General features: G+C 64.3%; 21 protein-coding genes and 2 tRNA genes. 15 read left to right on the top strand and 8 right to left on the bottom strand.

Annotated elements, in window-relative coordinates:
* Positions 1–44: 44 nt before the first annotated feature.
* The gene (locus NNX38_RS15310; protein ID WP_255798807.1) at positions 45–1,931 is read right to left on the bottom strand and encodes a phosphoenolpyruvate carboxykinase (GTP); all 1,887 of its coding nucleotides are present in this window, start codon (positions 1,929–1,931) and stop codon (positions 45–47) included.
* A 303-nt stretch (positions 1,932–2,234) separates the two neighbouring features.
* Between NNX38_RS15310 and NNX38_RS15305 the strand changes: the two genes are divergently transcribed.
* The 5 genes from NNX38_RS15305 (at position 2,235) to NNX38_RS15285 (ending at position 7,543) form a co-directional block, all read left to right on the top strand.
* Positions 2,235–2,310 (top strand) — tRNA-Arg (locus tag NNX38_RS15305).
* A 159-nt stretch (positions 2,311–2,469) separates the two neighbouring features.
* Positions 2,470–3,201 (top strand): GAF and ANTAR domain-containing protein, encoded by a 732-nt coding sequence (locus tag NNX38_RS15300; protein ID WP_255798806.1) that lies wholly within the window; start codon positions 2,470–2,472, stop codon positions 3,199–3,201.
* Positions 3,202–3,251: 50 nt separating this feature from the next.
* Positions 3,252–4,679, top strand: coding sequence for an NAD(P)/FAD-dependent oxidoreductase (locus tag NNX38_RS15295; RefSeq protein ID WP_255798805.1), 1,428 nt, complete (start codon positions 3,252–3,254; stop codon positions 4,677–4,679).
* Between the two features lie 135 nt (positions 4,680–4,814).
* The gene (locus NNX38_RS15290; RefSeq protein ID WP_255798804.1) at positions 4,815–5,480 is read left to right on the top strand and encodes an ABC transporter ATP-binding protein; all 666 of its coding nucleotides are present in this window, start codon (positions 4,815–4,817) and stop codon (positions 5,478–5,480) included.
* Complete coding sequence (locus tag NNX38_RS15285) at positions 5,477–7,543, top strand: YhgE/Pip family protein (RefSeq protein WP_255798803.1); 2,067 nt, start codon at positions 5,477–5,479, stop codon at positions 7,541–7,543. The genes NNX38_RS15290 and NNX38_RS15285 overlap by 4 nt, the downstream gene beginning before the upstream one ends.
* Here the strand turns inward: NNX38_RS15285 and NNX38_RS15280 are convergent.
* From NNX38_RS15280 to upp, 3 genes are all read right to left on the bottom strand, one after another.
* Positions 7,540–8,064, bottom strand: a complete 525-nt coding sequence (locus NNX38_RS15280; RefSeq protein ID WP_255767417.1) for a histidine phosphatase family protein — start codon at positions 8,062–8,064, stop codon at positions 7,540–7,542. The two genes, NNX38_RS15285 and NNX38_RS15280, sit on opposite strands and share 4 nt — an antisense overlap.
* 71 nt (positions 8,065–8,135) lie before the next feature.
* Positions 8,136–9,005 carry a winged helix-turn-helix domain-containing protein gene (locus NNX38_RS15275; protein ID WP_255798802.1) on the bottom strand — a complete coding sequence of 290 codons (870 nt, stop codon included), beginning with the start codon at positions 9,003–9,005 and terminating at the stop codon, positions 8,136–8,138.
* 553 nt (positions 9,006–9,558) lie between these two features.
* The gene (gene upp / locus NNX38_RS15270) at positions 9,559–10,191 is read right to left on the bottom strand and encodes a uracil phosphoribosyltransferase (protein ID WP_255798801.1); all 633 of its coding nucleotides are present in this window, start codon (positions 10,189–10,191) and stop codon (positions 9,559–9,561) included.
* Between the two features lie 66 nt (positions 10,192–10,257).
* Here upp and tadA point away from each other — a divergent pair, with 66 nt between their 5' ends.
* From tadA to NNX38_RS15255, 3 genes are all read left to right on the top strand, one after another.
* Positions 10,258–10,737 carry a tRNA adenosine(34) deaminase TadA gene (gene tadA / locus NNX38_RS15265; protein WP_370646480.1) on the top strand — a complete coding sequence of 160 codons (480 nt, stop codon included), beginning with the start codon at positions 10,258–10,260 and terminating at the stop codon, positions 10,735–10,737.
* Positions 10,738–10,806: 69 nt separating this feature from the next.
* Positions 10,807–11,292: a pyridoxamine 5'-phosphate oxidase family protein gene (locus NNX38_RS15260; protein WP_255798798.1), complete on the top strand. Its 486-nt coding sequence runs from the start codon at positions 10,807–10,809 to the stop codon at positions 11,290–11,292.
* Positions 11,293–11,367: 75 nt separating this feature from the next.
* A tRNA-Ser gene (locus NNX38_RS15255) sits at positions 11,368–11,457 on the top strand.
* Positions 11,458–11,517: 60 nt separating this feature from the next.
* Here NNX38_RS15255 and NNX38_RS15250 read toward each other — a convergent pair.
* From NNX38_RS15250 to NNX38_RS15240, 3 genes are read right to left on the bottom strand one after another with little or no spacing between them, the layout of a single operon-like run.
* Positions 11,518–12,510, bottom strand: a complete 993-nt coding sequence (locus tag NNX38_RS15250) for a phosphatidate cytidylyltransferase (RefSeq protein WP_255798797.1) — start codon at positions 12,508–12,510, stop codon at positions 11,518–11,520.
* Complete coding sequence (locus NNX38_RS15245) at positions 12,507–13,241, bottom strand: 1-acyl-sn-glycerol-3-phosphate acyltransferase (RefSeq protein WP_255798796.1); 735 nt, start codon at positions 13,239–13,241, stop codon at positions 12,507–12,509. The genes NNX38_RS15250 and NNX38_RS15245 overlap by 4 nt, the downstream gene beginning before the upstream one ends.
* Complete coding sequence (locus NNX38_RS15240) at positions 13,238–13,933, bottom strand: CDP-alcohol phosphatidyltransferase family protein (protein WP_255798795.1); 696 nt, start codon at positions 13,931–13,933, stop codon at positions 13,238–13,240. The genes NNX38_RS15245 and NNX38_RS15240 overlap by 4 nt, the downstream gene beginning before the upstream one ends.
* A 125-nt stretch (positions 13,934–14,058) precedes the next feature.
* Here NNX38_RS15240 and NNX38_RS15235 point away from each other — a divergent pair, with 125 nt between their 5' ends.
* On the top strand, positions 14,059–14,676 hold the full coding sequence (locus tag NNX38_RS15235; RefSeq protein WP_255798794.1) for a hypothetical protein: 618 nt from the start codon (positions 14,059–14,061) through the stop codon (positions 14,674–14,676).
* A 775-nt stretch (positions 14,677–15,451) separates the two neighbouring features.
* Complete coding sequence (locus NNX38_RS15230; protein ID WP_255798793.1) at positions 15,452–16,267, top strand: GAF and ANTAR domain-containing protein; 816 nt, start codon at positions 15,452–15,454, stop codon at positions 16,265–16,267.
* Between the two features lie 77 nt (positions 16,268–16,344).
* Here NNX38_RS15230 and NNX38_RS15225 read toward each other — a convergent pair whose 3' ends face one another.
* Positions 16,345–17,226, bottom strand: a complete 882-nt coding sequence (locus tag NNX38_RS15225; RefSeq protein ID WP_146364083.1) for a manganese catalase family protein — start codon at positions 17,224–17,226, stop codon at positions 16,345–16,347.
* Positions 17,227–17,491: 265 nt separating this feature from the next.
* Here NNX38_RS15225 and NNX38_RS15220 point away from each other — a divergent pair, with 265 nt between their 5' ends.
* From NNX38_RS15220 to NNX38_RS15200, 5 genes are all read left to right on the top strand, one after another.
* Positions 17,492–17,797 (top strand): hypothetical protein, encoded by a 306-nt coding sequence (locus tag NNX38_RS15220; protein ID WP_255798792.1) that lies wholly within the window; start codon positions 17,492–17,494, stop codon positions 17,795–17,797.
* On the top strand, positions 17,794–18,069 hold the full coding sequence (locus NNX38_RS15215; RefSeq protein ID WP_255798791.1) for a hypothetical protein: 276 nt from the start codon (positions 17,794–17,796) through the stop codon (positions 18,067–18,069). Before NNX38_RS15220 ends, NNX38_RS15215 begins: the two co-directional genes overlap by 4 nt.
* Complete coding sequence (locus tag NNX38_RS15210) at positions 18,056–18,799, top strand: GAF and ANTAR domain-containing protein (RefSeq protein WP_255798790.1); 744 nt, start codon at positions 18,056–18,058, stop codon at positions 18,797–18,799. The genes NNX38_RS15215 and NNX38_RS15210 overlap by 14 nt, the downstream gene beginning before the upstream one ends.
* Positions 18,800–18,808: 9 nt before the next feature.
* The gene (locus tag NNX38_RS15205) at positions 18,809–19,153 is read left to right on the top strand and encodes a hypothetical protein (protein WP_255798789.1); all 345 of its coding nucleotides are present in this window, start codon (positions 18,809–18,811) and stop codon (positions 19,151–19,153) included.
* Between the two features lie 61 nt (positions 19,154–19,214).
* Positions 19,215–19,523 carry a hypothetical protein gene (locus tag NNX38_RS15200; protein WP_255798788.1) on the top strand — a complete coding sequence of 103 codons (309 nt, stop codon included), beginning with the start codon at positions 19,215–19,217 and terminating at the stop codon, positions 19,521–19,523.
* The last annotated feature ends 16 nt before the right edge of the window (positions 19,524–19,539 follow it).

Below are 19,539 nucleotides of genomic sequence, written 5' to 3'. Positions count from 1 at the left end.
AGCCCCGCCGGAATTCCGGCGGGGCTTCCCCTTTTATCTGCAGGTTAGGCGGTGGCGAAGCGGTCCTTCAGTTCGGCCAGCCGGTCCTTCAGCTCCTGGGGCAGGGTGGGACCGAAGCGGTGGTACCACTCGTCAATGCCGTCCAGCTCGGTGGCCCACTCCTGCGGATCCACGCGGACGGCCTGCTCCACGTCCTCCGGGGTCATGTCCAGGCCGGTGAGGTCAATGGAATCCCCCGTGGGCACAAACCCGATGGGGGTTTCCACCGCGTCCGCCTTGCCCTCAAGGCGTTCAATGACCCACTTGAGCACCCGGGAGTTGTCGCCGAAGCCCGGCCAGGCGAATCCGCCGTCGGCCGTGCGCCGGAACCAGTTCACCAGGAAGATCTTGGGCAGCTTCTCCTGGTTGGCCTTGCCGCTGAGTTCGATCCAGTGCCGCAGGTAATCCCCGGCGTCGTAACCCATGAACGGAAGCATGGCCATCGGATCGCGCCGGACCACACCCACCTGTCCGGCGGCTGCGGCGGTGGTTTCGGAGGACAGCGTGGAGCCCATGAAGATGCCGCTGGCCCAGTCGCGGGCCTCCGTCACCAGGGGAACGGTGGTCTTGCGGCGCCCGCCGAACAGGATGGCCGAGACCGGGACCCCGTTCGGGGAGTGGTATTCGTCCGCCAGCATGTCGATCTGGTCGATCGGCGTGCAGAAGCGCGAGTTCGGATGTGCTGCCGGGCGGCCGGCGTCGGGCGTCCATTCCTGCCCGAGCCAGTCGATGAGGTGCGCGGGCGCCTCATCCGTCATGCCCTCCCACCAGACACCGCCGTCGTCCGTCAGTGCCACGTTGGTGAAGATGGAATTGCCCTTGGCGATGGCACGCATGGCATTCGGGTTGGTGCTCCATCCGGTGCCGGGAGCGACGCCGAAGAGACCGGCCTCCGGGTTTACCGCACGCAGTTCACCTTCCTTGCCGAACCGCATCCAGGTGATGTCGTCCCCAAGGGTTTCGACCTTCCAGCCCTCGATGGTCGGATCCAGGAGCGCCAGGTTGGTCTTGCCGCAGGCGGACGGGAAGGCAGCGGAAACGAAGTAGTCCTTCTTCTCCGGGCTGGTGAGCTTGAGGATGAGCATGTGCTCGGCCAGCCAGCCTTCGTCCCGGGCCATGATGGAGGCAATGCGCAGGGCGTAGCACTTCTTACCCAGCAGGGCGTTGCCGCCGTAGCCCGAACCGTAGGACCAGATGGAGCGGTCCTCGGGGAAGTGCACAATCCACTTCTCGTCGCTGCACGGCCAGGGCACATCGGCTTCGCCCTCGGCCAGCGGGAAACCAACGGAGTGGAGCGCCGGAACGAAGAACGCGTCCAGCTCCTCCATCTTGCGCAGCACGTCGGTCCCGATGTTGGCCATGATCCGCATGGAGGCGACCACGTACGCGCTGTCGGTGATTTCGACGCCGAACTTCGGGTCTTCGGCAGCCAGGTGTCCCATAACGAAGGGCACCACGTACATGGTGCGTCCGCGCATGGACCCGGCGAAGAGACCGTTGAGCTTGGCACGCATTTCGCCCGGGTCCATCCAGTTATTGGTGAAGCCGGCGTCTTCGCGCTTTTCGGAGCAGATGAAGGTCTGCTCTTCGACCCGGGCCACGTCCTTGGGATCCGAGAAGGCGGCAAAGGAATTCGGGAAGGTCTCGGGGTTCAGGCGCACCAGGGTGCCGGCATCCACGAGTTCGTCCGTGAGGGACTGGTTTTCTTCTTCGGAACCATCGACCCAGTACACGCGGTCAGGCTGCGTCAGCTCGGCTACTTCTTTTACCCACGCAAGGAGGGCCTGGTGGGTGGTGGGTGCAGCAGTACCTCCGGTAGTGCTGTCCAGCGGCTGGCTTGCAGCATTCTCGCCGTTCTCATCGAGAACTAGCTGACGCGCGTCATCGCCCATGACTCTTCCCTTCGTTGGGTCAGTGGTGTGTTTTGATGCTAGTTGGGCCTTTCGGAACGCTTTGCCGGGAAAGATCGCACCTTTATTGCCGCATTCGTGATCGGTCCCACAAATCCAAGAGAATCAGGGCCTCCAGCCTACTCCAATGTGACCAACGTCACGTAGACCGGTCTAGTGACGCAGTCGACATACTTCTCGATTGGTGTTGCCTCCAAAAGCCCGCTATAGTTATCTACGGCCAAACAGCCACGGAAGAACTTGAAAGAAACCGATGAGAATCGGTTTTGATACAATAGTTCTTATGCGTGCGTAGCTCAACGGATAGAGCATCTGACTACGGATCAGAAGGTTGGGGGTTCGAATCCCTTCGCGCGCACCACTCAGACCCGGTCTGATCAGGACAACTGATCAGACCGGGTTTTTTGTTGTCTCTGGATACCCGTTCCTGCCCTGCGTACTGTGGTCGTAAGCAACCGGACCGGCAGCCTGCCCCGGAAGTCCTTTCCCGCAGCGGCTGGCCCCGGAAGGGAACAGCGGCATGGCGAGTCCGAATTCCACCCAGCTGCCCAGCGTACTCATAGAGCTCGTGCTGGAGAGCCCGGACGTCCAGGATTTCCTTAACAGGTCAGCTGTCCTGGCCGCCCGCGAATTCTCCGGCCCGGACAGTCCCGTTTCCTGCGCCGTGACGCTCCTGTATAAATCCCGGCCCCGTGTCGTGGCCAGCAGCAGCGCTGAGGCCACGCGCATGGATGAAATCCAGTACTCCTACGGCGATGGCCCCTGCCTTACCGCCGCACACAGCGGTGAGACGGTCCTTGTGAAGGACTTGGCCGCCGAGAACCGCTGGCCGGACTACACGAGCGAGGTTTCCCGTCACGGCCTGGGCTCCCTCCTTGCCGTGCCCATCACCCTGTCCGGCGACTACCTCAGCGCCCTGAACCTGTACGCAGATCGGAAAAACGCCTTCCCCGACCCCACGGTGCAGGCGGCTGAGAGTTTTGCCCGGCATGCTGCGGCAGCCGTACGGCTGGCCATCCGCATCACCGACACCACCTCAAGGGCAGAGGACCTTGTGGCCGCCATGCGTTCCCGCACCACCATCGATATAGCCATCGGCATCATCATGGGACAGAGCCGCTGCTCCCAGCAGCAGGCGTTCGACGTACTGCGTGCGGCCTCCAGCCACCGGAACATGAAGCTGCGCGAGGTTGCCGAATCCGTGGTGGCCTCGGTGAACGGACGTCCCGCGGAAACGCATTTCGAGGGGTAGGACAAGCTACCCGGTTGCCCCGCTCCCGCCGCGGTGCAAGGCTCATGTCCATGACTGAGACTCTGCAGACCGACGTAGTGGTGATTGGCGCAGGTGCCGTGGGAGAGAATGCGGCAGACCGCATTGTCCGCGGCGGATTAAGCGCCGTCCTGGTGGAAGCGGCCCTGGTGGGCGGGGAATGCTCCTACTGGGCCTGCATGCCCTCCAAGGCGCTCCTGCGGCCCGGCACGGCGTTGAAGGAGGCACAGTCGCTGGCGGGTTCCCGCGAGGCGGTCACCGGCACGCTGGACGCCGCCGCCGTCCTGGAACGCCGGAACTCGTTCACCTCCAACTGGGATGATGCGGGCCAGGCCGAGTGGGTCGCCGGCGCCGGCATCGAACTGGTCCGCGGCCGGGCACGGCTCACCGGAGAACGCGAGGTGGAAGTGGCCGCCACTGACGGCCGGACCCTGCGTATTTCCGCGCAGCACGCCGTCGTCCTCGCCACCGGTTCCACCCCTTCCGTACCGCCGATCGAGGGCCTGGACACCACTGATTACTGGGGCACCCGGGATGCCACCTCCGCCACCGAGATTCCCGGCCGCCTTATCGTGATCGGCGGCGGAGTGTCCGGCGTCGAACTGGCGCAGGCCTACGCGCGCCTGGGCTCGAAGGTCATAGTGCTGGCCCGGCACGACATCCTGGGCTCCTTCCCCGAACCGGTACGTGCGCTGGTACAGGAAGGACTCGAGGCCGACGGCGTCGAGGTGCGCACCTCCGCCTCCCCCGCATCAGTGCGGAAGTCCGACGACGGCGGCGTGGAAGTATCGCTCGAGGGCGGCGACACCGTGAGCGGAGATCGGCTGCTGGTTTCCACCGGCCGCCATCCTGCCCTGGACGGGCTGGGTCTGGAGGAAATCGGCCTGGCCCCGAAGACACTGGACATCGATGATTCCGGCCGGGTGATGGGCGTCGACGGCGGGTGGCTGTACGCCGTGGGGGACGCTGCGGGGAAAGTGCTGCTCACCCATCAGGGGAAATACGAGGCGCGCGCAACCGGCGACGTGATTGCGGCGCGGGCAAAGCAGGAACCCGGCAGCGCGGAACCGGCTGCCTGGAGCCGGTACACGGCAACTGCAGACCGTTACGCCGTGCCACAGGTGGTGTTTACCGACCCGGAAGCAGCGATGGTCGGGCGGACTCTCGAACAGGCCCGGGCCGACGGCGTCAACGCCTCCGAAACATCGCTGGAAATCGCCGTCGCCGGCTCCTCGTTGTACGCGGACAACTACCGCGGCTGGGCACAGATGGTGGTGGACGAGGACCGGCGAGTGCTGGTCGGCGTGACCTTCGTCGGGCCGGGCGTCTCGGAACTGCTGCACGCGGCAACGGTTGCCATCACCGGCGAGGTCCCGCTGGACCGGCTCTGGCATGCCGTGCCCGCCTACCCCACCATCAGCGAGGTATGGCTGCGGCTGTTGGAAAAGTACGGCCTCTAACTTCCGCCCGGTCCCCGTGTGGCAGAGCTCTCCGCACCACCGTTTGAACTGACCAGTCAGTTTCCCGTAGGTTTGCAGATGCGCCTCTGAAGCGTGCCAGGCGCACAGCGACCCTAAGGACCCAAGGCGAAGACCATGCTCAGTGCGGAAACCCTCTATGTGAAGGGGCGCCACAGCGCCCTCCTTCCTCCGACATCCCTTGAGGTGAATGCCGGAGGGCTGCTCCTGGTCTCCGGCGGTGGCCAGTCCACCCGTACCGCCCTCGCCCTGGTGCTTGCGGGCAGGATGCGCCCCACCTCCGGCAGCCTCGCCTGGGGCCACAGCGCACAGACGGGACATCTGCGCCGGCACGCGGCACTGATCGATTCGCCGGAGGTCAACGCACCCGAACGGCATTTCCGCGTCCGCGACCTGGTGGCCGAAGACCTGGCGCTGATCCCCCGCCGGAACCGGCCGCAGGGAAATGCTGCGGACTGGCTATCCAACGAAGACCTCTCGGATCTGGGTCCCCGGTGGATCGAGGACCTCGAACCGTCAGTACGGCTGGATCTGCTGATCCGGCTGGCCCTGGCGGATATCGACGTGGAGCTGCTGGTCTTCGATTCCCCCGACCGCCACGGCGCCGACCCGGAGGCCTGGCTGCCCGCCCTGACAGGCAGCGTGTCTCTGCCTTCGCGCCTGGTGACGGCCGTTGCGGTGGTGGCGCAGATCCCGCCGGGCTGGACCGGTCCCGCCGCCGCTGCCGGGGACACTGCCGCTGGGGTGGCCACCGCCGGTATCGCCGAAGAGGTGCCCGCATGACCGCGTTCCGGCTGGCACTCAGCGAACTTCGCCGCATGACCGGCGGGACCCTGCCGAAGCTGGCTATCCTCGCACTCTCCCTGGTCCCCCTGCTCTACGGCGCCGTCTACCTGTACGCCAACTGGGATCCCTACGGAAACCTCGACGGCGTCAAGGCCGCCCTGGTGGTCGACGACGACGGGGCCGACACCGTAGACGGCCGGCTAGACGTCGGCGCCACAGTCCGTGAAAACCTGCTGGAGGACGGGACCTTCGACTGGCAGCTGGTGGACAGCGCCGCTGCCGCGGAGCGCGGCGTGAAGGACGGCACGTATGAATTTGCCCTGACCGTTCCCGGGGACTTCTCCGCGAACCTGGCCTCGGCGTCGGATCCGGCCACCGCCCGGAAGGCGAACCTGCATGTCACCACCAATGATGCGAACAATTACCTGCTCAGCAGCATCGTGGACAAGCTGACCTCGTCCGTCCATGACACCGTGGCGGCGGAAGTCGGCGAGGAAACCGCCAGCCAGCTGCTGACCGGCTTCACCACAGTGCACGGCCAGCTGGAACGGGCCGCCGACGGCGCCGGACAGCTCGCCGATGGTGCAGCGTCCGCGGATTCCGGGGCCGCCGAGCTCGTCACCGGGCTGGGAACCCTGTCCTCCGGAGCGCAGACGCTGGTCTCCGGACAGGAACAGCTGGCCACCGGAGCCAACCAGCTGTCGGCGGGCGCGGGTGAGCTGTCCGCCGGGGCGGATCAGCTGTCCTCAGGTGCCGCCGAGCTTTCCTCGGGCCTGGGACAGCTCTCCTCCGCCACGGCACAGCTGCCGCAGCAGGCACAGCAGCTGGCGGACGGCGCCCGGCAGGTGGCCGCCGGGACGACCGGCCTGGAATCGGCTGTAACCGCTTCCTCCGATGCCGCCCGGCAGGGTGTCACCGATGCGGTGACACGGCTGGTGCAGCAGGGCGTCCTGACGCAGGAGCAGGCCGCAGCCCTACAGCAGGAGCTGGCCGGAACCGCGGCAGGCAGCGGCGGGCTCGAGCAATTGAAGGCACTCTCGGACGGGGCTGCAGCAGTGTCGGCGGGTGCGGACCAGCTGGCGGGCAGCGCCCCGCAGCTCACCTCGGGCATCAGCGCTGCGAACGACGGCGCTTCCCGCCTTTCCACCGGAGCGGCAGACCTGTCCACCGGAGCGGCGGAGCTTTCCTCCGGGGCCGGCGGACTGGCGGGCGGAGCACAGCAGGCGCTGGACGGTACCCGGCAGCTGGCGGCAGGAGCCGACGACGCCGCCGCCGGTGCGGGCAGCCTCCAGGACGGGGTGGGCCAGCTACGCGACGGGTCTGCCGAGCTGGCCCGGCAGCTGACAGACGGTGCCGGTGAAATCCCCAACCCAAACGATGAGGAGCGGGCCAACGCCTCCGCAGTAATCGCCGATCCGCTGACCGTCCGCACGGTGAGCCAGGCCGAGGCAGGCAGCTACGGCGCCGGACTGGCACCCTATTTCCTGACGCTGGCCATGTGGGTGGGTATTTTCATGCTCGCGCAGGCCATGCGTCCCATCAGCCGCCGGGCGCTGGCGTCCAATGCCCCGGGCTGGAAGATTGCCCTGGGCGGCTGGCTGCCGTTCCTCGCCGTCTCGCTGGTCCAGGCGACCCTGCTGTATGCGGTGGTGCGGTTCGGGCTGGGACTGGACCCCGTGCACCCGGTGAGAGCCTGGGCGTTGCTGCTGATGGCTTCCATGGCGTTCTCGGCGTTGATCCAGGGCATCGTGGCGCTGCTGGGTTCAGTCGGCAAGTTCGTGGTGCTGGTACTGCTGGTGCTGCAGCTGGTCTCCGCCGGCGGCACTTTCCCATGGCAGACCATCCCGGCGCCCCTGCATCTGGCGCACGACGTACTGCCGATGGGCTACACGGTAACCGGGCTGCGGCAACTGCTGTACGGCGGGGATCTTCCGCAGGTCGCCGCCGTCGCCGTCGGACTGCTGGGCTACACCGCCGTCGGACTGCTGCTCTCGCTGCTGGCTGCCCGACGGCACCGGCTGTGGACCCTGAAGACGCTGCAGCCGGAGATCAGCATTTAGGCCCGGCGGACCACGAAGTCGGTGATGCGGGCGTCGCGGCCGTCCAGCTCGGCCCACGGCAGTGCATGTTCCATGACGGTGAGCCCCGACGTCGGATAGCGGGTGGCCATTTCCATGACGGCTTCTTCGTCCGAGTCCGCGGAGGCAAGCCGCATGGCCAGGTCCTGGACGCCGGGAAGGTGCGCGATGACCAGCAGGCTGGTGACCGTTTCCGGAACGTGGTTGATGAGGCTGAGGATCCGCTCCGGCGTCGCCGCGTAGAGACCGTCTTCGAGCTTGGCAGTGGGCGCCTTATCCCCGAGTTCCTTGCAGACCCAGGTGCATGTCTGCCGCGCGCGCAGGGCAGACGAGCAGAGGATGAAGTCGGGAATGCTGCCGTGCTCGCGCATCCACTGCCCGGCCAGGGGTGCGTCCCGGTGTCCACGCCCGGAGAGCGGGCGCTCGTGGTCTGCAACGTCGCGGGGCCAGTCCGCCTTGGCATGGCGAAGGAGCTGGAGTTTCTTGAGGTGGTGGCCGGTCATTTGCCAAGTTTAGCCGCGGACGGAGCCCCCGCTCCGTCCGCGGCTGCGGTCCTAAGGACCGCGGCTGGCAGCTAGATGCTGTATTCCGGTGCGGCCCAGACAACAACCTCGGGGTGCTCGTAGAAGCGGTACCCCTGCCCGCGGACGGTGCGGACGGTGTTGGCCAGCCGGCCCAGCTTGGACCGCAGCCGCCGGATGTGGACGTCGATGGTGCGTTCGTTCGGCACCTCTTCGGCGTTGCGCCACAGGCCTGCCAAAAGCTCTTCACGCCCAACCGTCCTGCTGGCGTTCTCCACCAGGTAGTTCAGGAGCTCGAATTCCTTGAAGGTCAGATTCAGCGTGTCCCCGTCGAGGTGCACCTCGCGGCGGGACAGGTCGATCAGGACCCCGGAGGGCCGGATAGCTGCCGGAACCGGGGGTGCCGGAACCTGCTGCGGGGCCGGGTGACGCCGGACCGTGGGGTCCCCGAGGGCCTGCCGGACGACGTCGATATCCGAGCCGGACGCTCCGGCAGGGGCAAGCGCCACGGCTGCATGGCTTTGGGCGCATGGCACGAGGGTCTGTACGTAGGCCCGGATTTCCTGCGCCAGCCTGCTCAGGGACGTGCCGTTGGCTGCGGCGGTTTCTTCATCGAGGCCTACATAAATAACGAATCCACGGGCAGCCGTGTCATTGCTGACCGGCTGCGGCCCGGGAATACCGTTCGGAGTGACCACCGGCATGGGGGCGGTCATGGGGCTGGCATCCTGGCCCGGAACGGCGCGGAGCGGACGGACTCCGGTGCTGTTGGAGGCCGGGACGCTATAGGACTGGTTCCCAAACGGCTGCGCGCCGTAGGTGCTGGGGAAACCGCCGACGGCGGTCTGGCGCTGGGAACCTGATCCGGCGCGGTTCTGCGCATTGCGCAGGGAGATGTGGACGTAACCGGATGCTACTGACATGTGGGACCTCATCGTGACTTGACGTCATCACGGCTCGATTGCTGGGGGTGTGCCCGGTCGAGACGGCGCCTGTTATGCCCATAGTTGGGCCTGAGTCTTACCTCGGGATAGGGGTGGTTCCAGAGATATGCATTCGACAACAGCGAGTCTCCTTCGCGGCCCGGAGACCGCCCGGGAAGACTGCGACTGCTGCTGCCGTGTTGGTGTTCACACTCCGGATTATTGCATGTCACAAAGGGATTCGCGCAAGTAACAAAGGGTCGGTTGTCTCACATAGTGGACGTTATGGGTCGTTTTGTGACGCAGTTCACAAAAAGACACAATGAATAGCTATGCGTAAATATGTATAAGACCTAAATCTATTTCGCTCCACTGCGCGTGCGTCGTTCCGCTCTATCGAACAGTGTTTAGAAAAAAGGCACCCACTCCGTAAGCGAGCTTACGAAGCAGGTGCCGTCAAGCATGGAAGCTGTTGTCCACATAGTGGACAGGGGTTCGGAGCTTTTCACTGACGGAAGAGCCGGCCTCAGAGGCGGCCCTTCGGGCGAGGTGGTTAGACGACGCCGTAAAGCCGGTCGCCGGCGTCGCCCAGGCCGGGGACGATGTAGGCGTGCTCGTCGAGCCGCTCGTCGATCGAGGCGAGGACTACGGTGACGTTGGCGTCCTGGAGTTCCTCCTGAAGCACCGAGAGGCCTTCCGGGGCGGCCAGCAGGCAGATGCAGATGACCTCTGCGGCGCCGCGCTGGAACATGAACTTGATCGCCTCGCGCAGCGTCCCGCCGGTAGCCAGCATCGGGTCCAGGACGAAGACCTGGCGGCCGGTGAGGTCATCCGGAAGGCGCTCGGCGTAGGTGATGGCTTCCAGTGTCTCTTCGTTCCGGGCCATGCCCAGGAATCCGACCTCGGCCGTGGGGACCAGGCGGGTCATGCCTTCGAGCATGCCGAGGCCGGCGCGCAGGATGGGAACCACCAGCGGGGTCGGCTTGACCAGGCCAGTGCCGACGGCGGAGGTGACGGGAGTCTCGATCGGAACCGGCTCCACGCGGACGGTTCGGGTGGCTTCATAGGCCAGCAGGGTGACCAGTTCTTCCGTCAGCTGACGGAAGATCGGTGACGGGGTGTCCTTGTCGCGGAGAACGGTGAGTTTGTGGGCAACGAGGGGGTGATCCACTACAAGTACGCGCATGCTTCAAAACTACCATTGCCCCCTGCCTCTCTCCGCGTTCGCCCGTGCGCGCGCGGATGGGGGACGATGGCAGGCATGGAGCCCCTTTCCCGCACACACGAAACCTGGATGGACCTTGCCCTGGCCGAAGCCCGCAAGGCGCTGGAGACAGGCGACGTGCCGATCGGCGCCGTCGTACTGGGTCCCGACGGCGAGGTGCTGGGAACCGGGCGCAACGAGCGTGAGGCGACAGGGGACCCGACAGGCCACGCCGAGGTGCTGGCCATCCGGAAGGCGGCTGCCGCCGTCGGGGAATGGCGGCTGGAAGGCTGCACCCTCGTGGTGACGCTTGAACCGTGCGCCATGTGCGCCGGGGCGATCGTCCTGGCCCGGGTGCCGAAAGTGGTGTTCGGCGCCTGGGATGAGAAGGCAGGGGCCTCCGGTTCTGTGTTCGACATCCTGCGTGAGCGCCGCCTGAATCACTGGGTCGAGGTGTTTCCCGGCGTGCGCGAGGAAGAATCGGCGCGCCTGCTGCGGGACTTCTTCGGCTCAAAGCGCAACTCCTAGCGTTCCGCCCGGTTCGGTTTGTACGTAGGCTTACTAATCCCGGAACGCTACAATTAAGGAGTTTCCGTTATGGGATCAGAGCAAGATGGACGGGACACCGTCGTCAAGATTCTCGAAAAGGCCCGAATTGCCACGGTGACCACGGTGGATCTGCAGGGGAACCTGGTCAGCCGGCCGTTGCAGCTGCAGGAGGCGGATTCGGACGGCAACCTGTGGTTCTTTACTCCGGACCCCTCCCCCAAGGCCGACGAGGTCCGTGCGAACCCGCACGTTAACGTCGCCATCAGTGATTCCGAGGGCTTCCTGTCCATCAGCGGCACCGCCACGCTGACGAAGGATCAGGGCAAGATTTCCTCCCTGTGGAAGACCTCGGTGGAGGGTTGGTTCGAGCAGGGCCGCGAAGACCCGTCTGTCGCACTGCTGAAGGTGGACTCGGACACCGCCGAATACTGGGCCTCGGATGAACCGAAGCTCGTCAGCCTGTTCAAGATCGGCAAGGCTGCAGCCACCGGCGGCACTCCCGATATCGGCAGGAACGACGTCGTCGACCTCTAGTTCCATCTGGTCCCCCAGGCCTTGAAGGGGCAGCTTTTGGGAGTTGGGCCTTCAACCCGGTAAGGTTGACGCGTTGGTGACGTGTCCGAGCGGCCGAAGGTGCAACACTCGAAATGTTGTTTGGTGTAAAAGCCAACGTGGGTTCAAATCCCACCGTCACCGCCACTGAAAACCCCCGGGAAACCGGGGGTTTTCTGCATTTTTAGGGTCTCCGTGGTGCATTTATCAGGTGTAGAAGAATCGCACGGCGTGAAAGAAGACCGGTGCCGCAAAGCAGAGCGAGTCCAGACGGTCCATGATCCCGCCGTGACCGGGGATGATGGAGCCGAAATCCTTGATGCCGCGGTCGCGCTTGATTGCAGACATCACCAGCCCTCCGGCGAAACCCATCACGCAGGAGATGAATGCCAGGAGCGCGGCCATCAACGGGGTGAACGGCGTGACCCACCATAGGGCAGCCCCCAGGGCGGTGGCCGAAAGCACTCCCCCGATGAATCCTTCCCAGGTCTTGTTGGGACTCACGCTCGGCGCGATCGGGTGCTTCCCGAGCGTCTTGCCCCACACGTACTGCAGCACGTCGGAGCCCTGCACCACGATCAGCAGGAACAGCAGCAGATGCGCTCCGGTAGCCCCACCAGTCCCAGGCGCCGAGCCTTCGGCCGCATCTCGGCCTGCCTCCATGGCAAACGGAAGCTGCAGGAGCGCCGGGGCGTAACTGATGGCGTAGACGCATACCATCAGCGCCCACTGAATGGCCGCGGTTCGCTGCAGGAACCCGGTGGTCTGCCCGGCGAGCGCATTGCGCGCCGGCAGGAAGAGGAAGGCGTACACCGGGATGAACACACTGAACATGCCATACCAGTGCTCCCACAGGAACCAGTAGTGCACTGCGGGGATGATGAACACCAGCCACACGAGCACTTTGTGATCTCCGCGGCCGGTCGGCGAGATGGTGATGAACTCGCGCAGTGCCAGAAACGACAGCAGCAGGAACAGCACAATCGTCACTGTCTCGCCGGCTGCCAGGACAGCGCCTAGCAGTGCGACCATCAACCACCAGGCGTTGATGCGCTGCTTCAGATTCAGGATGGTGCTCGTGATGCCCAATCGGCGGCCCAGAATCCACGCGACCACGGTGGCTAAAACTTGAACAACGACGACGCCGCCGAGGAGTTTCAGCGACGACGAGTCCAACAAACCCAGTTCCCAGCCGCTCACGGGTTGTCCTGCCGGTCCTGGCTGCGAGGGGCCGAGACGCCGTCGTCCTGTCTGGGGGGAGATTGCGTGCCTTGATGCTTGGCGAGGGCTTCCACGAGAACCTTCCGGGCGCGGGCCAGGAACGTCTGCCTGTCCTCATCGGGATCCAGATGGAGGGGCTCACCGAAGATGACAGTCGAGAGGTGGGGCACCGGGATCACCGCACCTTTGGGGAGGATCCGTCCGAGGTTGGCGAGCGTCACGGGGACCACCGGCACCTCAGGGTGGAGACGGGCCAGTTTGTACAGTCCGCCGTGAAACTGGGCGATCGTATCGCCGTCGCCCCGGGTGCCTTCAGGGAAGATAATCAGCGAATCACCGGCGGCCAGCACCTCGGCCATGCCCTCCACCTGTCCCTTGGGGCTGACCCCTGAGTCCGACGTGCGCTGCCGGCGGCTGCTGGAGCCGTGGCGCTCGACCAAATAGGCGTTGAAGATCTGTTCGGCAAAAGCCTTACGCACCCCGGAGCCCCAGTAGTCCTTGGCAGCCACCGGGCGGGCGCGTTGCTGAAGCCCTGCCGGCAGTGCGGCCCAAATGGTGAGGAAGTCCAGATGGCTCGAATGGTTCGCGTAATAGATGGCCTGCCCGGGTAGATCCAGTTCAGAATCTCCGGCTGCACTCACCACGCGCGCACCGGCGAAGGCGCTGATAAGTTTCGCGAGGCTGCGCCGGGAAGCGCTGCCGACGTTCATGATGGCAAGCCCTTGCTGCGGGCACGCAGCGCAGCGCTGACACGGCGCAGTCGGCGAGCACAGGTGAGCACGGAGCCTAACGCGATGAGCGCCAGCGTGCCGAACAATGCCCAACCTTCCGCCCAGGGAAGCCATGGTTCGGCGGTGCCCACCAGGACGCCGATCATCAGCAACCACATGCGGTGCGGTTTGGCCAAGGGCCCATCGAAGAAGTTTCCCGTGCCGAGGGATGCTCCGAGGCAGCGGATGTAAGCGGTGAGTACGGCGAGTATCGCCGCAAGGAATCCCAGTGTCACCCCGAAATCGACTCGGTCGGCGGTCACCAGCCCGGCGGTGGCGATGCCTGCTGCCCCCAGGAACAGCACATCGGAGATCCGATCAGGCAGTTCATTGTAGATATCACCCACCGGTGAGCTCATACCCTTTTCCACGGCCAGCATTCCATCGAGCATGTTCAACAACAAACGCAGCGGTATACAGGCAGCAGCCGCAGCCAGTAAGACAGCACGAATAATGGCGTCGTCGGTATGTGCCGACCAGATCAACGCAGCGGCACCCACTGCGGCGAACACCACTGAACCGACCGAAATCTGATTTGGGGTGAGTTTCGCCGCCGCAAGAATATCCGCAGATTTGGCCGCCCATTGGCTGCTGCGCTGCGGAATTTCCCGCCTATCCGTTCCGTGGCTCATATAAAGTATCCATTCATTGGGCCTTCTTGCCGTAACTCTTACGCTAATGCGGGGCGGGCGGCGGAACCGGCAGCAACCCGCGATCAATCCCGTATTTCCACGTCACCATTCATTACAGTGTAAACATGAGAACTAGGCGCAAATCAGCCTTCGGGAATGCCCTGCGGGACCACGGAATCGCCGGCGCCTGGGGCTTCGCGGAAGCGACGTTCTTCTTTGTGGTCCCCGATGTGTGGACATCCTGGGTGGGGCTGCGCCGGCCGAAACGCGCGCTCGGCACCACGGTCTCAGCCCTCGGCGGCGCCATGGCCGGAGGGGCAGTGACGTACTGGTGGGCGCGCAAGGTAGCCGCAAACACCTCGCGTAAGGTGTTGGTGAAAGTTCCGGCAATCACGGATGCAATGATCAGCGAGGTGGAGCAGGAGATCGCCAAGTCCGGGGCCGCGTCTTTGCTGCGGGGCCCCACCCGTGGAATCCCGTACAAGCTCTACGCGCGGGCAGCCGGGCTGCAGCGGACCCCGCTCGTGACGTTTCTTGCCTGGAGCGTGCCCGGCCGGATGATCCGGTTCGTGGTGGTGACAGCGGCAGTATCCGGGATTGCCGCTATGGGTCGCCGCCGGCTCCCTGGAATCTCTGAACGAAGCATCTCGACCGTGTTCTGGATCTGCTGGGGTGCGTTCTACGCGGTATTCATTCCACTGAAGGCCCGTCGCGGGTCATCCTCGGCCCAGTCGCGCCACTAGCCCTGAGGCCGAACTCTGCCCGCCCGCACAGCTATGCGGGGAGCGCACCACCCTCAATCAGTATGGATTTCGCAAAAACCCACTGGAGAATCACACATCCCAGGACCATTGCCGTCCCGAAACTATACAAGAATCCCCGCGTCATTTTCCCCATGTGGTGCGACTTAGGTTTTATTGATCCACGGAACAAACCAGAGAGGACAACTAAAGCCGGAAGGAGAGCGAACGGCATGGGAATCCCGCTTCTCCCGTACTGTCCGCTGTAGGGCATCCGTGTCCCAAGCGGCACACTGAACAACACGTATATGGCGATGCCTAGACACGCCGCAAACGCAACCCCGCAGATAACGGCTGAGTATTTGGCGGCCTTCTTGCCGAGCACCAGATCCCGTTCAGTTAACCGCGCGGAAGGAAGTCCGTTCCTTTTTGTCATATCCGCGCCGTTGCCGTTGTTCACCGCATTCACCGCCGTTCCACCCCGCCTGCCGCTGCACGATTCCCTATTTCGGTTTAGCGCCCTCGACAATAGCACCGGTACTGAATACAGCAGTTGTCATTCACGACAGGGGTTAATTCCGCTGGGGAGGCACCTGAAGGCGCATGGGTAAGAATCGTGGCGTTTATGAGGTCCTCCAGTTGAACCCGCTGAAGGTTTCACCCCCCACCCCCGACCGGCGCCTCACGTTCCGGGAGAACGCGGGCAGGGAATGCCCGCAGGAAACTCGACAGAAACGGCAAGCCTACTGACCAATGCCGGATGGTGTAGAAAGTAGGGATGATCGGAACCGGAGCAACTGCACAGGACGCCATAGCTCCATTCGAAGCCCCTACGGGTCGGTCGGCAGAAGACCGGAAGAGTACGGCGGATGATCTGGACCTCTTCCTCGTGGAGCGGCTGCAGGACCTGACTCTTTCCAGCGTCACGGTTCAGGAGTTCCTCCACGAGCTGGCAACACTGACGGCTAAGGCGTTTTCCATTCCGACGAGTCCCGTCGAATGCGCCATGACCATCACCCGGGACCACAAACCTGTCCGCGCAGCTTTCAGCGGCGCCCCCTCCGGTTCCCTGGATGACCTGCAGTACAACTTCACCGAGGGGCCCTGCATCACTGCGATCCAGGAACGGGCAGTGGTGCATATACCCGACCTTCGCCGGGAAAAGCGGTGGGAGCAGTATGTAGCCCTCGCGGAGCAGGCCGGAATGCGTTCGGTGCTCGTACTTCCGCTGGACCTCGAAACAGATGGCGTCGCAACCCTCAGCCTTTACAGCACCCGCCCGGAACACTTCGACAGCGCAACGGTCGAGCAGATCCAGGACTACGCCCGGCGCATCACCAAACCCGTTCAGCTGGCCGCCCGCCTGGCGGCCGGGGGCGAGCATTCCGCAGACCTGCGTGCCGCAATGGACTCCAGAACGGTTATTGATTTGGCCGTCGGGATTGTTATGGCCCAGAACCGGTGCAGCCAGGACGAAGCCTTCAACATTCTGGTTTCCGCGTCCGGCAGCCGAAACATCAAACTTCGGCAAATCGCCGAGCGGGTGGTGGGATCAGTGACCCCCGCTGAAGCGCAGACGCATTTCAAGCAATAGGTTCCTCCCCGCACCATAAGAAAATGCCCGGACGCAAAGCGTCCGGGCATTTATCGTTTTGATCCGCAGATGCGCAATTACTCGCGGTTCAGCTTGTCCTGAACCGTGCCGGCAACCTTTTCCACGACGTTGGGGATGTCGGTGGTGCCGTAGTAGCGGGCATCCGGACGGGTGACGTCCGGCATGGGAGCCGTGGTGGTGGGACCCTCGTGGTAGCTGAACTCGCCCTTGCCGTCCGGCGTGGGGCCGGAAGCCCAGGAACCCTCGGAGGCGTGCTTGCCGTCGGAGAAGTTCAGGTACTGGTAGGAAACCTCGCGGTGTTCCTTCTTGATCGGGAAGTTGCTCGGAACCGGAAGCAGCTCGTGGCCCTCTTCCTGCAGTTCCTTGGCAGCAGCCGTCCACATGTTCTGGTGCATCGTGTCGCGGGCCAGGAGGAACGCGAGCATATCGCGGACGCCCTTGTCATCGGTCATGTGGTACAGGCGGGCGACGGCGAGGCGTCCCTGCATTTCGATGTTGGCGTTGGACGTGAAGTCGGCGAGCAGATTGCCGCTGGCAGTCACGTAGCCACCGGTCCACGGGTTGCCGTTGCTGTCCACCGGACGGGCGCCGGCACCGGCAACAATGGCGTGCTGAACATCCATGCCGCCGACAACTGCTGCGATCGTCGGATCCGACTGCACGGCGTCGTCGGTGATACCCAAGGGAGCCTTTTCCAGCAGCTGGGCAATCATGATGGCCAGCATTTCCACGTGGCCCATCTCTTCGGCGGCGATGCCGTAGAGCAGGTCGCGGTACTTACCGGGCAGGTGGGAATTCCACGACTGGAATCCGTACTGCATTGCTACGGTGATTTCGCCGTACTGTCCGCCAAGGACTTCCTGAAGCTTGCGGGCGAAAACGGCATCCGGCTTATCGGGTGTCGCTGAGAACTGGAGTTCCTGCTTATGGAAAAACACTATGCACCTCCGCATATCAGGCCCAACATTAGTTGGGTCGCCTCTTATGGCGGCCCCGGGGGCCAGTAAGTGAAATCTATCCCAGCAGACAACTTATAAGCAAACTTAGTAATTTGACCGAGGTGCTTCAATCGGCCGCCCAGGCCTCTGACACCTTCTCCTCAAAAACGCCTGCACTGCCCGACTTGCCTTCACCGGGATCCGCCGTTTACCCTGAAACCCGAGGCCCAGCAGTGCGCCGCGGAACTCCTATTTTGGGAATCCTTTGGACCACAAACTGCGTGTACTCGTTCGGCTCGATGTCGCCCCTTCCTCCGCTGTCCTTGAAGTGACCGGCTGCCTCACCGCCGACAGCTGGCGTTCCCTGGCACCCCTGATCCGGAAGACTGCCGCTCTTGTCCGCGGACACCGGATTACCGTGGACCTGACCGCGGCCCAGCACATTGAACGTGCTGCCCTCCCCCTCCTCTGCGAAAACGTTGCCGGACGGGACATTGACCTCAGGATCGAGTGTCCGGACATCCTCCCCGAGTGTTCGGCCCTGGTCCCGGCCGGAGGAGCGAAGCAATGACGCTCTTCCGCACCCGGCACGCTTCGGCCTTGTCGCTGTTGGATCTGCCGGCAGATCCCTTGGATGTCAGGGCGCTGGCCGCCCTGCCCCAGAGGACTTTGCTGAGCCTGACGGACCGGGTCTACCGGCAACTGGATTCCGAGCATCCCCCCGCCTACGCGCTGGAGTGGTACAGCGCGTTGGCCGGCGAATGGGCCAGAAGGACGGACATAGACGGCCATCCGAAGCATCAGGCTCACCACGGCGGGAGGGGAAACCATGAGGAAACGTGAGGTCAGCCGTGCCAGTGATCTCCCGTTGGACGAACTTTCCAGCCTCATTGCCCGGATCCAGGGAATGCTCCTCACCGAGGAAACCGTGGCCCACGCCGTCGACCTGCTTGCCGAGGCGATTCGGGAAAGCATTCCCGGCGCCGTGGGGGCCGGCGTTTCACTGATGGACGATCAGGGCCGCAGGACCAGCACAGGATCCACCGACGGGCTGGTGGTCACTGCCGATGAGCTGCAGTACCGGCTGGGAAAGGGGCCTTGCCTGGAAGCCTGGGCCGGCGCTGCCCCCGTGCGGTCGGATGACCTGGCGGCGGAGATCCGCTGGCCGGGATGGAGCGGCCCGGCGGCTGAGCTGGGGTTACGCTCGGTCCTGAGTGTGCCGTTGCTCCACAAGACGGAAATCCTCGGTGCAATGAAGATTTACTCCACGGAGACCGCGGCCTTCAACGAGCGCAGCGAGCACCTGCTGACGCTCTTCGCCGGCCCCGCGGCAACACTGCTTGCGAACGTCCAGTCCACCGAAGTGCCGCACCGGGCCAGCAGGGAACTGAAAGACGCCATTGCCAGCCGGGACAGCATCGCGTTGGCCCGCGGTATCCTCATGGAGCGGAAGAAGCTGAATTCAGAAGAGGCCATGGGTGAGCTGATCATGAGCTCGCGCAGCAACGGGCATTCCCTGCGCAGCGTTTCTGAGCAAGTCATAATGAGCGTTAGCAACCAACAGCGCTACTAGGGGCAGACGATGGGTTTCGAGGCTGTGGAGCCGGAGCAACGACAGTTGCTCAAGAAAGCGCTTGAGGACGCCCGGCTGACTGTGCCCGAAGTGTGGATGAAGTACTTCAGCATCGGAGGCGCAGCCGGCGAATACGAAATCGATGCCTATATCAACGGGTCCCTGTCCCTCCCTCCCTTCCAGCGGGACATCCTCGCCCATGCCGCGAACGAGCTCATCGACCAACTGCCCGCACGTCCGCGTGCACCGTACAGTGCCGAAGTGGCCCAACGCCGTGCAGGTGACGGACGTGATGCGAACGGCCTGGAGAATGATCCCTCGCGCCGGCACCGGAGAAACGCCGGCGAGGACTAGCCGGCCCTCGGCTTTGTACCCGCCGTGGCAACGAGGCCGGGCAGCCTTTGTAGGATGAAGCATGGACACCAACGAATCACAGCCCACAATTGCCCAGCTGCGTGCACGGCAGACCGACCTCGTGCTCGCCCTGGCGACTGAGTCCCGCTCCGACCGCCTGCAGCAGTACAGCGATGAACTGGAGTTCCTCGTGAAGTACATCAAGGAACGCGAAGAAGCCGAGACCGCCGCCGCATCAGAAGCGGCTGCAGCCCCCTCTCCCGCCGGAGACACCGCACCCCAGACCGACGGCGTCGAGCAGCGTGAAGACGGCGTGGTGATTGAGCCGGGCTCCGATCTGGAGGCCGACGTCGACCGCGACAACCGCTAAGCCGGCACCAACCCGG

This window comes from Arthrobacter sp. zg-Y238, assembly GCF_024385525.1.
In the GTDB taxonomy this organism is placed as follows: Bacteria; Actinomycetota; Actinomycetes; order Actinomycetales; family Micrococcaceae; genus Arthrobacter_B; species Arthrobacter_B jinronghuae.
This window is presented reverse-complemented; position numbering and strand designations above follow the sequence as displayed.